General features: G+C 42.2%; 12 protein-coding genes, 2 tRNA genes and 1 pseudogene. 10 read left to right on the top strand and 5 right to left on the bottom strand.

All coding sequences use genetic code 11. From position 1 onward, the window contains the following. The first annotated feature begins 156 nt into the window (after positions 1-156). Together OCV27_RS05055 and OCV27_RS05050 are read left to right on the top strand one after the other, a co-directional pair. Complete coding sequence (locus tag OCV27_RS05055) at positions 157-795, top strand: YchE family NAAT transporter (protein ID WP_125320360.1); 639 nt, start codon at positions 157-159, stop codon at positions 793-795. Positions 796-845: 50 nt separating this feature from the next. Beyond that, a complete protein-coding gene (locus tag OCV27_RS05050) occupies positions 846-1,682 on the top strand; it encodes an ion transporter (protein WP_125320359.1) in 837 nt (278 codons plus the stop codon). Between the two features lie 53 nt (positions 1,683-1,735). On the opposite strand, the gene asd is transcribed toward OCV27_RS05050, so the two are convergent. Beyond that, the gene (asd, locus tag OCV27_RS05045) at positions 1,736-2,866 is read right to left on the bottom strand and encodes an aspartate-semialdehyde dehydrogenase (protein WP_125320358.1); all 1,131 of its coding nucleotides are present in this window, start codon (positions 2,864-2,866) and stop codon (positions 1,736-1,738) included. 433 nt (positions 2,867-3,299) lie between these two features. Between asd and nhaC the strand changes: the two genes are divergently transcribed. Both nhaC and OCV27_RS05035 read left to right on the top strand, forming a co-directional pair. Further along, on the top strand, positions 3,300-4,736 hold the full coding sequence (nhaC, locus tag OCV27_RS05040) for a Na+/H+ antiporter NhaC (RefSeq protein WP_125320357.1): 1,437 nt from the start codon (positions 3,300-3,302) through the stop codon (positions 4,734-4,736). Positions 4,737-4,912: 176 nt separating this feature from the next. Next, positions 4,913-5,524, top strand: a complete 612-nt coding sequence (locus OCV27_RS05035) for a class I SAM-dependent methyltransferase (protein WP_125320356.1) — start codon at positions 4,913-4,915, stop codon at positions 5,522-5,524. Between the two features lie 11 nt (positions 5,525-5,535). Here OCV27_RS05035 and OCV27_RS05030 read toward each other — a convergent pair whose 3' ends face one another. Next, a complete protein-coding gene (locus OCV27_RS05030; protein ID WP_125320355.1) occupies positions 5,536-6,789 on the bottom strand; it encodes an Hpt domain-containing protein in 1,254 nt (417 codons plus the stop codon). A 504-nt stretch (positions 6,790-7,293) separates the two neighbouring features. Next, complete coding sequence (gene yejK / locus OCV27_RS05020) at positions 7,294-8,298, bottom strand: nucleoid-associated protein YejK (RefSeq protein WP_125320354.1); 1,005 nt, start codon at positions 8,296-8,298, stop codon at positions 7,294-7,296. Positions 8,299-8,383: 85 nt separating this feature from the next. Here yejK and OCV27_RS05015 point away from each other — a divergent pair, with 85 nt between their 5' ends. The 6 genes and pseudogenes from OCV27_RS05015 (at position 8,384) to OCV27_RS04990 (ending at position 14,273) form a co-directional block, all read left to right on the top strand. Next, positions 8,384-8,608, top strand: coding sequence for a YejL family protein (locus OCV27_RS05015; protein WP_125320353.1), 225 nt, complete (start codon positions 8,384-8,386; stop codon positions 8,606-8,608). Between the two features lie 27 nt (positions 8,609-8,635). After that, entirely contained in the window at positions 8,636-10,441 is a 1,806-nt protein-coding gene (locus tag OCV27_RS05010; protein WP_125320352.1) for a DUF3413 domain-containing protein, read from the top strand. A gap of 53 nt (positions 10,442-10,494) precedes the next feature. After that, positions 10,495-10,571: transfer RNA gene (locus tag OCV27_RS05005), tRNA-Pro, on the top strand. Positions 10,572-10,914: 343 nt separating this feature from the next. Then, positions 10,915-11,853: pseudogene (locus tag OCV27_RS05000) on the top strand (TAXI family TRAP transporter solute-binding subunit); the annotation flags it as partial. A gap of 34 nt (positions 11,854-11,887) precedes the next feature. Beyond that, positions 11,888-14,020, top strand: a complete 2,133-nt coding sequence (locus tag OCV27_RS04995) for a TRAP transporter permease (protein ID WP_245986681.1) — start codon at positions 11,888-11,890, stop codon at positions 14,018-14,020. 162 nt (positions 14,021-14,182) lie between these two features. Further along, positions 14,183-14,273, top strand: a tRNA-Ser gene (locus tag OCV27_RS04990). A 301-nt stretch (positions 14,274-14,574) separates the two neighbouring features. Here the strand turns inward: OCV27_RS04990 and OCV27_RS04985 are convergent. Both OCV27_RS04985 and OCV27_RS04980 read right to left on the bottom strand, forming a co-directional pair. Next, positions 14,575-15,309: a substrate-binding periplasmic protein gene (locus OCV27_RS04985; protein ID WP_125320350.1), complete on the bottom strand. Its 735-nt coding sequence runs from the start codon at positions 15,307-15,309 to the stop codon at positions 14,575-14,577. A gap of 235 nt (positions 15,310-15,544) precedes the next feature. Continuing rightward, positions 15,545-16,579 carry a response regulator gene (locus OCV27_RS04980; protein WP_125320349.1) on the bottom strand — a complete coding sequence of 345 codons (1,035 nt, stop codon included), beginning with the start codon at positions 16,577-16,579 and terminating at the stop codon, positions 15,545-15,547. Between the last annotated feature and the right edge of the window lie 52 nt (positions 16,580-16,631).

Raw genomic sequence — 16,631 nt, 5'->3', positions numbered from 1 at the left:
ACCTTGCTGTAAAAAGACTTACCATCAAAAGTACCTTAAAAGCACACTGGTCGATATTTTTGCCAATAATTAGGTTTTTTCACTCGTGACTCACTTAAATTTCGACTATATTCAGCATGTTAAAGATGGTGACCTTTTCTTGTTTAGGCGTAGATAATGCAAACATTCGAATTCGCGATTTTTTTACAGTTTTTCCTTGGCTTAGTCGCAGCGGTAAACCCTGTCGGCATAATGCCTGTTTTTGTTTCTCTGACAGGCCACATGACAGCAGAAGAAAAACACAAAACAGCCACCACGGCCAATCTAGCGGTGGCTATCATACTGATTATTTCACTATTGGCAGGCCAACTTCTGCTCGATATGTTTAGTATCTCATTAGATTCATTTCGTGTTGCTGGTGGATTGCTTTTACTTAGTATTGCGTTTTCAATGATGAGCGGTAAATTAGGTGAAGATAAGCAGAACAAACAAGAAAAATCGGAATACGTTAGCCGCGAACAGATTGGGGTCGTTCCATTGGCGATGCCTCTTATGGCTGGACCTGGTGCCATCAGCTCAACCATTGTTTACGGTGCTCGCTACCCTACAACCCTTGATATTGTGGGTATCAGCATAACTGTCGGGTTATTTTGCTTTTGTTCATGGCTACTGTTTCGCTCTGCACCACTGATTGTTCGGTTTTTAGGACAAACTGGGATCAACGTTATCACCCGAATTATGGGGCTAATACTTGGCGCCTTGGGTATTGAATTTATCGCCAACGGATTACGTAACCTATTTCCAGGGTTGGCTTGAACAAACGGATAAAGGTATGATTGGCGCTACTGATTAAAAGGTTTTTTTATATGCCGCGTCATACTTTAAAGCACTATTTATATATCATCATTTTTGGTACGCACACCAAAGCTGGGCGTGCCTTTGATATCACTCTAATCATTGCTATTTTTTCCTCTTTGACAGTGCTTGTACTTGAGTCTGTACCAAGTATTGCTTTGCAATGGAAAACCGAACTTCGATACTTAGAGTATGCCTTTACAGCTCTGTTTAGCATCGAATATCTACTTAGATTGTATTGTTCACCAAAACCTGCTGCTTATGCGAAAAGCTTTTACGGAGTCATTGACCTTCTGGCAATTTTGCCTACTTATCTGGCATTTTTCTTCCCTGGGGCCTCAATCATGGGCGTTATTCGCCTGCTTCGAGTAATGAGGATCTTCCGCGTACTAAAATTGGTACGCTATCTACAAGACTCCAATATTTTATTGCGTTCATTACTGATGGCACGCAGAAAAATACTGATCTTTTTCAGCACAGTGGGGATACTCGTCACGATTTTCGGCTCATTAATATTTATCATTGAAGGGCCGAGTAATGGTTTTACTAGTATACCTAAAAGCATATATTGGGCTATCGTCACTATTACTACCGTTGGCTATGGTGATATCGTGCCTCAAACACATTTGGGCAAAGCGCTTGCCTCACTCACCATGCTACTGGGCTATTCCATTCTTGCAGTTCCAACGGGCATTATTACTGCCGAGTTAAATAGAGAGATGAATTCACATAAAGAATTAGTTAAATGCCCAAATTGTAATCGTGCAGGACATGACTCTGATGCTATGCACTGTAAACATTGTGGTGGTGAGCTTGCTGAGCCAGACAAGCGCATAGTCAAACCATAACGCAAAAGAAAAAAAGCTGATACAGTATCAGCCCCAATAGGATTTATGGGTAATTAGGCTTTCTCTGCCAGAATAATTCTTAGTGTACGGCGCAAAGGCTCTGCCGCTCCCCATAGCAATTGATCACCGACAGTAAAAGCATTTAAAAAATCATCGCCCATTGCCATCTTGCGTAATCTGCCCACAGGAACAGACAAGGTTCCCGTCACTTTCGCAGGGGTCAACTCTTGGGCCGTAATATCACGATCATTTGGAACCACTTTAACCCAATCATTATGGGTAGCAATCATTTCCTCAATCTCATCCATAGGCACATTTTTCTTAAGCTTGATTGTGAGTGCCTGCGAATGACAACGCATCGCACCAATACGAACACAAGTACCATCGATAGGCACAGGAGACTCTTGGAAACCTAAAATTTTGTTCGCTTCAACACCTGCTTTCCATTCTTCTTTGCTTTGGCCATTGTCACGTTTAACATCAATCCAAGGAATGAGTGAGCCAGCTAATGGCACACCGAACTTATCCATCGGGAAAGAGTCACAGCGCATAATGTCTGCTACTTGCTTATCAATATCGAGAATAGAACTTGAAGGATCTGCCAACTTTGAACTTACTGATTTATTGATATTGCCCATTTGCGAAATCAGCTCGCGCATATTTTGCGCTCCAGCGCCAGAAGCTGCTTGGTATGTCATGGCACTCGTCCACTCAACCAAACCTTTTTCAAACAAGCCACCTAGGCCCATAAGCATCAGGCTTACAGTACAGTTGCCACCGACAAAGGTGTTAGTACCTTGGTGAATACCTTGTTGAATCTGCATGTGATTAACTGGATCTAAAGTAATGATAGAATCTGACGCCATGCGCAATGTTGAGGCAGCATCAATCCAATACCCTTTCCAACCCGCTTTACGCAGCTCTGGATAAACTTTCTCTGTATAGCTACCGCCCTGACATGTCAAAACAGCATCGAGCTGCTTTAAACTTTCAATATCATAGGCATTTTGCAGTAAACCTTCCTCTCCTCCAACTTGATCGTCAGAAAACACAGGAGCTGGAATACCTACTTGAGATGTGCTGTAAAATACCGGCTCAATATGGTCAAAATCTTTTTCTTCAACCATGCGTTGCATAAGCACTGAACCCACCATGCCGCGCCAACCGACTAAACCTACTCTCATTTCTCAACTCTCCGTGTGTAATATTAAATAAAGGGGACCATTCAATCTTTCAATTTTCCACGCAAAATCTCAAGAGAAAATTGATCTATTTCTGTCTATTTTTCTAACTTTGTAAATGGCTGCGAAAAAATTCGCAAAATTTCGGCTAAGGCTTTGAGTAAAGGAGCTGAACAATCGACCTTAAAAATACGAAAAAACACCATATGGCAACAAATTGTTTACATTTAATAATAAAAACAATAAAGAAAATCAATATTTTTAACCAAAATTAAATAGCTCGATAGATTTAAATCACATCGAGATAGTATTTATTCGAAATATTATTCTAGCTAATGTAAAGTGCCTTCCTACTAAAAATGAGTAAGTACTTTCAATATGTTCCATAAATAACTCAGCGGGGCATATGAGGTGTAACACATATAAGAGGTTCTGCATGACGCAACTCAACCCCCGCTTACCAAATCTAATGCAAGTAATCATAGCATTAGGTCTATTCTTGCTGATGGCTTTTTCGTTCACCGCCCAATTAGATTTGCCAATTCAGTTGGCACTTTATATCGGCTGGTTTATTATCATGGTCCTTGGTGTAAGGCTTGGGCATAAATACAAAGATTTAGAAAAAGCAGCACTCAATGGTATTTCTAATGGCCTTGGTGCGGTATTAATACTACTTGCTGTTGGGGCTCTAGTCGGCACTTGGATTTCAGGTGGTATTGTCCCCACTATTATTTACTACGGCCTTAACGCTATTCACCCTTCTATTTTTCTATTAGCGACCATGGTAATTTGTTCACTAACAGCACTGGCAACAGGTACATCTTGGGGCGCGGCAGGTACCGCAGGCATCGCTATGATGGGAATCGGCCAAGGTTTGGGCGTCCCTGCTCCTATTACAGCAGGTGCGGTATTATCAGGTTGTTACTTTGGTGACAAGATGTCACCACTATCAGACTCTGTGATCTTGGCATCATCCATGTCTAACGTTGAAGTGATGGAGCATATCAAAGGAATGCTACCAATCGCTCTTATCAGCTATATCATCACAGGGATCATGTTTACCGTATTTGGTTTCCATTACGCAGGCAATGTCGACATGACTCAAGTTCAGTCTGTTATTGATGCGATGGACAATCAATTTTACATTACCCCATATTCTTTTGTACCCGTTGCTATTGTTCTTGGCTTATTGGCTATGCGCATGCCTTCATTCCCAGTGATTAGCTTTGGTTCTCTGCTCGGTATCATTTGGGCTGTTATGATTCAAGATGTGGACTTCCTACAAGCTTTCAATACCGCTTGGGCACCATTTCATATCGAATCCGGTGTAAGTTTCATTGACTCAATCTTAAACCGAGGTGGTATGTCTTCCATGCTTGGCTCTGTGGCTGTGATTGTTTTTGGTCTCGGCTTTGGTGGGTTACTGGATAAAGTCGGTGTGCTAGAGACAATTGCTAAGCTCTTTGAACGCCGAGTACAAAGTGCAGGTTCATTGGCAACCAGCACGATAGGGACTGCCTTCCTAGGTAACGTATTTGGTTCAGCTATGTATGTTTCTTTGATTCTCACACCAAAAATTTGTGCCAAAAACTATGACCGTCTAGGCTACAAACGCAAAAACTTATCTCGAAATGCAGAGTTTGGTGGCACACTAACCTCTGGTATGGTGCCTTGGAGTGACAACGGTATCTACATGGCGAGTATCCTTGGCGTCGCAACCTTGTCTTACGCCCCATTCATGTGGCTGAGCTTCGTGTGTATTTTAGTGACTATATTTACTTCTTACATGGGTTGGTTTGTCGATAAATGTGAGCCTACTGCAACCGAAAATCACATCGATAATAATGTCGAATTAAATAAGCAAAACGCTTAACGCCGCATCCAGATAAGCGCTTTACCGCGCTTATCTGGTACTTCAAATCAACTTCCCACCACATATCTTACCAAATAGTTTCAATCATCTATCAAATTGATATAGGCTTATTAAAGTGCTGTTTTTATGGACAACACATGATCATTATTTCGTTCTAACGCTCAGACTAGGCCGCTATGCATGTTATCGATCGCTTAAAGATTTATTTTTTCCACAAAAACCGAAGCCATAACTGGCATGGGCTAAGTCATAAAATGCAGGGCTGGTCTAGTTTAGAAGAACAAAAGATACGCTTTAAAGCGATAGCCAATGGGGTTGACTTTGCAAATAAACGCGTACTTGATTTAGGTTGTGGGTTGGGTGAACTTTATGATTATCTTAGTAAGGAAAAACGCTTAGGTTTTTACTTAGGCATGGATCAACATTGGTCTTTTTTACGTCAGGCAAAAGCGCGCATAGGATCAACACAGTGTCGTTTTCAGTATGCCGATATTAGCCGTGCAAGATTACCTAAAATGGATATTATCATCGCCAGCGGCTCATTAAATTATCGATCGCGTCAACCTGATTATTTAGAGCACATGATTGCCCGTATGTACAATGCGGCCACAGAAGCAGTCATTTTTAATCTACTAAATAGCCAAAATTTTAGCCAGCCTAAGCTACTCCAGCCTTATCATAAAGAATTTGTAATGGAATATTGTAAGACACTAACACCCAATGTGGTTGTTATCGATGACTATTCCACTAACGACTTCACTATAGTGCTCAAGAAAACACCTCAATAACATTCAAAAAATTACTCGTCATCTTGTTGTTGGTTAAGGAATTCTTGAGCTTCATCAATCGCTTTATCCAATCGAAGCTTAAGTTCATCAAGAAGATCACTTACTGAACCTGTTCCATCCTTAATAGCCTGCTCAACTTTACCCGCCGCCTCACGGAGTTTAACTGCTCCGAGGTTTCCACCGACGCCTTTAAGGCTATGGGCTTTACGTAATGCTTCTTCAGGCGAGTCATCAAGCAGCTCTGCAATTTTTTCTGCATCTCCAGTATGATCATCAACAAATACCTGTAGCAACATACACACAGATTCATGGTCACCGCCAAGAGACTCCAACATAGCCTCTAAATCAATTACTTGTTCATCATTTTGTACTGGCACTGTCTCACTCTCATTTATAGGTTCCACTTCTTGGCTTTCAATAACTTGTTTTTTTTCAATTACTTGCTCTTCAACTTGTTCAGGCTCTTGTTGTTCACATTCTGATCGATTTAGCTCTGGTTGCCCTGCCGATATACGATAACTAACACCCAGCATAACTAACAAACACAGGCCACTCAGCACAAGACCACTCAGCACTAATTGATTTTGCTGAGCTTGAAATTCACTTTCTACTAACGCGATTTGAGAATATATCGAGTTGTTCATGATTTTTTCAATTGCATAATTACCCTGGGCATAACTACCCAAAAGTGAGGATGTTTTCGATAACAATTGCTGCAGATGTTTTTTCTGCAATGCTGGCAGTTTTTCTGATTGGGCGTAAACTTGGTCTAGCTCACGAAACACTTGCGGGTTTGACTGATTGGAGCTGAACAGAGCCGATAGTACATTAGTACCTAGTTGAGCGTAATAATCTGACAATTTGCTGTCTTTTTGATATTTGGTTCGCAAAGTTTGTATTTGATCAACTAAAGTAACAAGCTCAAGTTCATTATCTAAAAATGTCTTCATCTGCTCGACAAAAAGGTCTGTAGTATAAAGAAGTTGGCCCATATCAAACGCCAACCAGTTTTGCTCATATGTCACAGACATTTGTAATCTCAAAGCATGGATCAACTGTAGTTTTAGCGCTTGATCATCTGTCTGGTTGACCCGGTAGGATGGCTCTTCGAACATAGCATATTTAAGCTCGTCAATACTGTTGCTCAGCTCATTGACCTGGTTCATTGTTACCACACTAGAGCGATACGCAAACATCAATGTCATCATACCCAATATCCAGATCACCATAACCAACCAAACCAGCTTGATCGCCTTGCCTTCCATACCCTACTCTTCTTCTAATAAATTGTATAATTACAAGCATATACGCAAAGCCAAAGAATAGTAGGCCAAAGTAGCGATTTCTTCGACCAAGTCCGATTTTCATCATAGAGTTCAAGGTATTTAACCGCCAATAACAAAGTCCTTCCGTAAGTCTATTGGGGCTGACATTACTCGCTACCACCCAAATCAATCACCCGCTTACAGTGCGTTAATATCGAAAAATGATGCATTATGCTTATTACGGTTCTGCCTTTGGTAATATCTGGTAAGCGTGGAACAATCGCCGCTTCGGGCTCATAATCGAGCGCTCTGGTAGCTTCATCGAGGGTCAATATTCTTGAATTAATAATTAACGCAGCACTTTCAAGACCACTTCCATCAGACCAACAACTAAAAACGCCACGACTAACACATCATTCGTGGACAGAGCATTATAAACCAACTGATATCAAATTTACCGCCACTTTCATGATACTGAAAAGTTTGACCTGTCCACTGCTGTTTTTAGCCTTGGTTTCTTGTCAGTTGGTCTCGTAAGTTTGGTGGCGTCCCTTTAATTGTTAAGGTGTCTGTTTGTGGATCGTAAAATATACGCTCACCGAGCAGCATACTATCAAAACTCATATTGAGACCACCTCCTGCTCCTACATATTTTGTTAACTTTCGAACTGCTGTACGATCGCCAGGGAAACTCTCTTCTAACTCATAGCCTTGATTTTGGGTGAAATCTAAAAAGCTGGTGCCATCATCAGTTGGAGGCAATTCTCCAGACAATTCTCTAACCTGAACTTCATCACCCATTTTGATTTGTTCATTACAATAATCAGCCACTTGCTTTTTGTAACTGATAGCGTCTTCTTTTTCGAGTTTCGAGTCAGTACAAAAGTCTTCAACTGCCTGTATTAACACCTGGTTTTGCTGTTTAGAATCTAACCCTACTTCTGCCTGTAAAAAGTCTAAAAAGAAGTCCGAGACTTTTCTACCCACACGCCCTTTAATATAAGCAAGATATCGATTCGACTCTTTATCTGTTTCATAGCTGGTCAAATCGATACGTACCGCTATGTCCATTTTACTCAGATCCAAATAATCAGTCGCACTAATGTCAAGACCTTCTGTGACTTTGAGACTCTGATTAGATGGTACGATGGCAACAAATAGATAATCTGTCGCCAAAGATTGATATTCTGCAATCACCAGAATACCTTCATCAGCGAAAGGGTATTTGCTTAGCTCATTTTTGAGACGATTGGCACTAAACTGAGAAAAATCATAGAAGTTTCTTTCACCTTTGCGAAGTTCATGCAACCAGATTTGAAATTCACTGTCAGACTTAAAAGAACCAAACCCTTTGCCTGCTTTAGAATTGAATACTCTGTGAAGCTCTGCCACCAAATTTTCGGTTGATGCGTCATTTTCAAGACATTCGGTTCTAAAGTTAACAATAAGCTCGTCGGAGTCGTTTTTTCGTAGTTGATGCAAGATTACATTTGAAAGATGAAGGCTCATGATGAAATTTTATCGTCGTGTAGGTTTCAGTTGCGAGGCATTGTAGGTTATCATAAGTCGCTTTACTATCACCACTAGAGTCTTTATGCCGATCACATCTAAATACAGCGATAACACTGTAGAAACTATCTTATCAGAGGTAGCTGCTGTTCTGGACAAACATGGAGCAGGGCCTGAGTTATCTTTGATGATTGCAGGTAATATCGCCACCAATGTCTTAAATCAAAACGTTAATGCTTCACAACGGAAAGCACTTGCTGAAAAATTTGCTCAGGCACTGTTGTCTTCTATTGAAGAAAACACTCACTAGAATAACAAACGGACAATAGAACAACACATGGTAGATAACGGAAACACATACGGTGAACGCGTTTCGCGTCTAGTAGGTTGGGGGCACTGGTTTGCCTTCTTCAATATCATAGCCGCCATGCTAATTGGCACCCGTTATATCACAGAGTCCCCATGGCCTGAGACACTACTCGGCCAATTTTATCTCGCGATATCTTGGGTAGGCCATTTCGGCTTCCTCGTGTTTGCGCTCTATCTGCTCATTCTATTTCCGCTGACATTTTTAATACCGTCTCGAAAACTATTTCGATTTATTGCAGTTTGTTTTGCCACGGTAGGCCTGACAGTATTGCTGATTGATACACAAGCTTATCAAAAAATTAACCTCCATCTTACACCCGTAGTTTGGGAGGTGTTACTCAATGAAGAAGGCAATTCGATAAGTATTGATTTGCAGCATCTATTTGTGGTGTTACCACTAATATTTCTCCTACAGATCGCGCTATCTGAATGGGTATGGAGAAAACAGCGTCGTCTTTCGCATAAACATGTAGGTAGACCAATAGCAGCGCTATTTTTCGTCAGCTTCATTGCTGGCCACATCATTTATGTCTGGGCTGATGCGTATTTCTATAATCCGATCACCGCTCAAAAAGCCAACTTTCCTCTCTCATATCCGATGACCGCAAAATCTTTTATGGAGCGACACGGATTACTCGACAGAGATGAATATCTTCAGCGCTTAAAGGAAAGCCAAGCGCATTCAGAATTAGTTCGCTACCCACTAGAAAAACTTGAATTTAGCCGTAGAGTGAACTCTCTCAATGTTCTGATAGTAAGTGTCAACAATTTGCGCAGCGATGTATTGTCACCAGAGTGGATGCCCAATGCGGCTAATTTTGCTTCGCAAAACCTGACTTTTACTAACCACTACAGCTCAAGTAACGATACATTCGGCGTATTTGGCCTTTTCTATGGTCTGCCAAGCAGCTACATCAGCAGTATAAAAATGCAAGGCTCTCGCCCTATTATCCTCGATACTTTGCTAGAAAAAGACTACAGCTTCGGCCTCTTCAGTGGCGATAACTTTGGTGATAACCTGTATGGTGAAACCATTTTTCGAGGACTCAACTTCACTGGAATTGCGTTCAATGATGCCTCCTCCCCAGACACTCAGGCCATCAATGCTTGGGCTGATTGGGTTGAGCAGCAGCGTAAGAAGAATCCATGGTTTAGCTTTATTGAACTGACAACCGTTGATGATTTCAGTTCATATGATATAAAAGGCAATCACTCTGCGTCGGATAAGCTGCAAAATGGGTATAACACCTCTGTTAATCATGCAGATGAAGAACTTGGTGTATTGTTTAAAAAGATCGAAGAGCTTGGGATTAGCGAGTCTACCGTCGTCATTTTGACATCAAATCATGGTACTGAATTTAACGAAACAAAGACCAACAGCTGGGGTTCTAATAGCAATTACAGCCGTTATCAACTTCAAGTTCCTATGGTCATTCATTGGCCGGGAAAAGTACCTACCACTTATGACCATAGAACTAGCCACCTTGATTTGTCCGTCACCTTGTTGCAAGACTTGTTAGGCGTTTCATCGAATCCTTCTGATTTTAGTAGTGGACAAAATTTATTCGATGAAAGCCCTAGAAAGTGGATTCTTGCAGGAGGGACTAGAGAGCTAGCCCTAATAACCAACATAGATACAACGGTGATTGATAAGTTTGGTAACTACAAACTATACGATGGAAACTACCAACGTTTACAAGATAAAAACCCTACTTTGCCTGTATTAATGCAGGGTTTAACCGAGTTACAGCGTTTTTATGCGAAAAGTAACTAAGTCGTTATCTTAGTATTTGACCTAAAGATAAAAAATAGGTACATTACTTCCATCGGACTGTAGCGCAGCTTGGTAGCGCACCGTCATGGGGTGTCGGGGGTCGGAGGTTCAAATCCTCTCAGTCCGACCATACACCTAGAAAAAGAGAGCTTCGGCTCTCTTTTTTGCCATCTAAATTAATGATCCTAATTGCTTTTCTTCAAAGTTAAGGTAAATATCACTCCCACGAGAAGAATTGCGAGTGGCGATTAACTTACCTTATATATCCCAATGATTATTAGCGGAAATAACTAGGCCCAATCCCAACCCTTCGACCATTTTTTAGTGGCACAGAAAGGCTCGAAAATATTTGCCATTCCCTCGTCCATTTTTCGATAATTATAATCATATGGAGCATGATCATGATATTAAAACACTTACTGAAAACAGCAGTACTAGCCATCGGATTGCTAGGTACCACTCAGCATACTTTTGCCAACGACCGTAGCTACATTCTCGCGACTGCGTCAACTGGAGGGACCTATTACCCTGTTGGCGTCGCACTGGCGACCTTAAGCAAAGTTAAGCTTGCCCCAAAACAGCATTTCTCACTGGCCGCCATCAGCTCAGCAGGATCAGGGGAAAACATCAAACTGCTGAACGATAATCAAGCTCAGTTTGCTATTTTACAAGGGCTCTATGGTGCATGGGCTTGGCAGGGAGAAGGGCCTTATGAGCGTACAGGAAGCCAAACACAATTACGTTCTGTCTCCATGCTTTGGCAAAACGTTGAACACTTTATTGTCCGCTCAGATCTGGCTTCAACTGGCACAGTGACAGACCTGAATCTGTTACAAGGTAAAAAGTTTTCCATCGGCAAGAAAAGCTCAGGGACCGAAAATTCAGGCAGACAGATCATGCGAAGTCTAGCCATCAATCCCGAGAAGTTTAATCTTGCGTACATGGGCTATGGTGGAAGTGCCAGTGCGCTGCAAAACGGCACCATTGATGGTATGAATACCCCAGCAGGGGTTCCCGTCGGCGCTGTGACTCAAGCTTTTGCTGCTTTGGGTGATGAGATAAAGATATTGTCTTTTACCGACGAACAAATCAAACAAACCAATCAGCAATACAATATCTGGTCGAAATACGATATTCCAGCCAATACCTACCCAGGTGTTGACCATACCGTCACGACCATCGCCCAGCCTAACTTTCTTGCCGTACGAGAAGATGTATCAGAAGAAGATGTTTATCAACTAACTAAAACCATTTATGAAAACCTCTCTTTCTTACAAGGTATTCATAAAGCAACCAAAGTGATGGCGCTAGAAAGAGGCGCATCAGGCTTGCCTATTCCCTTACATCCTGGCGCTGCCCGTTACTATCGAGAAATGGGGATAGAACTTTCTCCTGATCTTACTATTCGCTAAACCTTTGCGTAATCAAACCCCGAGCGAGGCGAATATGAATAACAATAATTCGATGCAGCAAGAGCTGCAAAAACTTGAACTCTCTACCCGTAATCATTTACCTATAGTGGGTAAGTGCATCACACTATTTTGCGTGCTGCTATCTTCGCTACACATTTGGTTTAATCTCACAGCCAGCTTACCTGAGCTGTGGATCTCGGCAATTCACTTTGGTGGTTTTGCGATAATATGCACGCTGCTCTACCCTGCTCATTCCTCTCTCAAGCACAGTAAAGCCGCACTATCGTTTGATGTCATCTTCATCTTGGCTATTGCTAGCTGCGTGCTTTATCTGCCTTTTGCGGAAGACGCGCTCTATGAAAGAGGCATGCATTTTGTCACCAGTGACTGGGTATTCTCGCTGCTAGCGATCGCAATTGTGGTTGAACTTATACGTCGCACTATGGGCTGGTTTATTCCTGTACTGATCGTCTTATGTTTAAGCTATGTGGTGTGGTGGGGGCAATGGGCATCAGGCTTATTCCATTTTCCGGGGCTCAGCGCTGAAACCTTGCTCTATCGCAGCTTTTATTCATCAGAGGGCATGTTTGGCCCGATTTCTCGCATCAGTTGGTCCTTTGTATTCATGTTCATCTTATTTGGCGCATTTTTGGTCCGCTCTGGCGTCGGTGACTATATTATTGCCGTGGCTAAAGCGGCAGCTGGGAAAATCATTGGCGGTCCGGGTTTTGTTGCTGTGTTAGGTTCAAGCCTGATGGGGTCAGTGTCTGGATCAAGCGTTGCCAACACGGTTTCTACTGGCGTTATTACCATTCCTCTGATGAAAAAAGCCGGCTTTCCCGCTCGATTTGCCGCAGGCGTAGAAACCGCTGCCTCAACAGGCGGGCAGCTTATGCCACCAGTAATGGGGGCGGGGGCGTTTATTATTGCCTCATACACCCAAGTGCCCTATGCAGACATCATTTTAGTGTCTCTTCTTCCCGCCGTGATTTATTTTTGTTCAGTGGCTTTTTTTGTGCGGATAGAAGCTAAACGCAGCGGCGTACAAAAAACAACCTCAGACAACCAGCCTTTGATGCAAGTGCTTGTCTCAGGTTGGCACAATCTGATCCCCTTAGCGGTTTTAGTCGCGCTGCTTATCCAAGGTTTTACGCCTACCTATGCAGCAGGATTGGCCATTTTGTCGGTCATTGTTTCGTCTTGGTTTTCAAAGCATCATAAAATGGGACCAAAAGCGATACTGGAAGCGCTCGCTCAAGGGGCGAAAAATATGGCAACCACTGCTGTATTGTTAATTGGGATTGGTTTAGTCGTCAACGTTATTAGTACCACAGGAATAGGCAATACGTTTTCATTGATGATCCAACAATGGGCAAACGGAGAACTGATCCTAATGATAATTCTTATCGCGTTAGCTTCCCTGATCTTAGGTATGGGTCTACCCGTTACGGCATCTTATATTGTGCTCGGTACACTCTCTGCACCCGCCCTATACCAATTGCTGGCTGAAAAGCAGCTTATTGAGTTAATGATGACTGGGCAACTTCCCCAGCAAGCAAGCGCAATCTTTATGCTTAGCACTCCTGATAGCATTAGCTTACTCAGCGGTCCAATGTCACTTGAAACCGCTCAAAACCTGCTGACTCAGATCCCTACCAACTTTATGCCAACCTTGTATGAGCAAAGTCTAGGTATTGAAACCATCACACTGGCGCTGCTGTCAGCTCACCTGATTATTTTCTGGTTATCACAAGACAGCAACGTCACGCCACCAGTCTGTCTGACAGCCTTTGCTGCTGCCACCATTGCCCACACCCCACCAATGCGCACTGGCTTTACCGCTTGGAAAATTGCTAAAGGTTTATACTTGGTTCCGCTGCTGATTGCCTATACAAACATCGTCAGTTGGGATCCTCTCTCTGTGATTGAAGCTGGCGTATTCGCGATACTCGGTACTTACGCTTTTGTTGGCGCACTAGAAGGCTACCTAGAGGGGCAGATTAAGGTTATTCATCGACTGCTTCTTACGATAATTGGCTTAGTGCTGGTTTGGCCTCAAGTGGCGCTAACCATAAAATTGATTAGTGCCGCAATATTAGTTGGCTTGGTTGTTTACAGCCATCAAAAACACACAGCACCATCTCTAACGCCGAGCACCTCTTCATAAACACACAAAGTGCAGCACTCAGGCTGCACTTTTTCATATCGAAATGGGCCTAATTAGGTAATAAATTAGCCAATGGTAGTAGAATCTGCTCATAAATGAAGCATTCAATAAAATTAGGGGTTTACAACAAATTCTAACCTCTATATTATGCGCTTCAACAACGGAGAGATGGCTGAGTGGTTGAAAGCACCGGTCTTGAAAACCGGCATACGTTAATAGCGTATCTAGGGTTCAAATCCCTATCTCTCCGCCACATTAAGAAAAAGCCCACTACTTATAGTGGGCTTTTTCGTTTCTGGCAATCTAGTTTTCTTTCTGTTTAAGTGAGTAGATTCTCATATTTACCTTAGTAGATACCTTTGAGGCGAATCATTTCATTAGACTTGACCCCATTCACATTCATCCGAACTTTCACTGCCATTATTGACATAAAAAACAATTCTGGTTTTAGCTTGCTAGAGTCCGTTACTGTGATGTGGTGCATGTCCTAATTGTTTTACTTTGTTTTCAAAAACGTTATTTAGGCCCTCTATACAAGACCATTCACCCTAAGTTTACTTGGGCCAATTGCTGAGCACGTCAGCTTCATATTTTGCTATCATGTTGTCCAGCTCACCGCTGTTTCTTAGCTCAATAATTTTTTGGTTAATGATCGGAACCAGTTCAGCATGATCTTTATGGATATAATGATAAAGTCCGAGTTGAGCAAGAGAAGGTCCAACTAGCTCCATCTTATTCTCACCTAATTGTTTAACAAGTATGCTACCAAGTAGAGGGTTTGTTAATGCAATTTGCGCTTGCCCATTAGACACAGATTGCATCATACTCTCAGGGCTATCAACAATTTCGATACTGCTTTTTTTCATGTCTCGAGTTATTCCAGCGGTATGCTTAACCCCTCGAATGATAACCACTTTGTACTGGCTTAACTCTTCTTTATTATTTACCTTTATTCCACTGTTGCTCAGAGCGTACCCTACCGTTTTGAGAGAATAATAGGCCGTTGGAACACGAATAACATTGGGTGTTTGATCGCCATATTCCCAGATTCGAGCAACTTCACCGGCTACTTTGCCTGAATTTGCAGCACTTTGAGCTCTCAATCCAGGTAAAGGCGTAACCTCTATAGCGTAACCAAGTTGACCATAGATTTCAGTCATGATTTTGCCGCTAATCGTCTGTTCAGGATGGTTTGCTAATGAGGCAAACGTGTATTCATCAGCAAGTACACTAGATGAACAACTAATCAGTCCAACTGCCACTAAAAATATTCTCTTTATAATGTCCATGTTCTATCACTTTGATTCCATCAATAAACAAGTAATAGTAGATGAACTAACCAGTGGTCAAACTTATATAATTAGTATGAAAAGGAAACAATCTAAACTCTGAATGATTGATGATTGCGCTCCTCGATAAATGCGCAATTGTAAAATGGTTTACAAGGCAGCGATCTTATCGGTGTACTGCATTGTTAAATCGGAAATGGCCAAAAGGCGAAGACAAACACTTTTAAGGCGCACTCTAATTGTCAGCTTGCTGCGCTTCCGCATACTGCTCTTTTATATCCAGAATTTCTGGCATCACTTCATGCAAAATAGAGACAAGAGAGGGATCGAAATGCTTACCAGATTCTTCATCTATTAAAGCGACAGCCTCTTTCACTGACCAAGCTTTTTTATAAGGCCTTTCGGTCGTTAATGCGTCAAACACATCCGCTATAGCAATGATTCTTGCCGGCAGTGGGATCTCTTCTCCTTTCAACCCATAAGGGTAACCTGAGCCGTCCCATTTTTCGTGATGAGCCAGAGCAATCTCTCGCGCCATGATCAGAAGCTCTGATTCATGCTCACCGATAATATGCGCGCCAAATTCTGGATGCTTACGCATTAGCTCCCACTCTTGATCATCAAGCTTTCCTGGTTTAAGCAAAATCGAATCTGGAATACCAATTTTTCCAATATCATGCATTGGTGCAGCGTTAAACACCAAGTTGCTCCATTTCTCTGACACATCCAAAGATTCAGCCATCAGGCGAGAATAATGGCTCATACGAATAACATGTAGGCCCGTTTCGTTGTCTTTAAACTCTGCGGCTCGACCTAACCTTCGAATGATTTCCAGCTGAGTACTTATCAGGCTTTCGGTTCTCTCTTGTACGGTTTTTTCTAAATAGCGATTCTGATCATAGAGGGCTAAATGAGTTTTAATACGAGCTTTGACAATTGATGGACGAACAGGCTTAGTGATGTAGTCCACAGCGCCCAGCTCTAAACCGTAAGTTTCATCCTCTTCTGCACTCATTGCAGTGACAAATATGATTGGAATATCTGCTGTTATTGAGTCCGCCTTTAGCCTTTTGCAAACTTCATAACCGTCCATTTCTGGCATCATTACATCAAGCAAGATGATCTCAGGTTTAGGCGTGCTCGCCGCTATTTTTAAAGCTTTGGCTCCGGTAAGAGCAGCCTTTACTTTATAGTCAGGACGAAGAATACCACTCATCACATCAATATTGTCGGGTGTATCGTCGACCACAAGCACTATCTGTTTATCCATAACTGACTCCTAAATCCATTTTCTTTCTTGTAGTGATCACAAAAGCGTACTC

It is taken from the genome of Vibrio pectenicida (genome assembly GCA_024347015.1).
Classification (GTDB): domain Bacteria; phylum Pseudomonadota; class Gammaproteobacteria; order Enterobacterales; family Vibrionaceae; genus Vibrio; species Vibrio pectenicida.
Note: the sequence above shows the minus strand (reverse complement) of the source record. Positions and strands in the feature narration are given on the sequence as shown.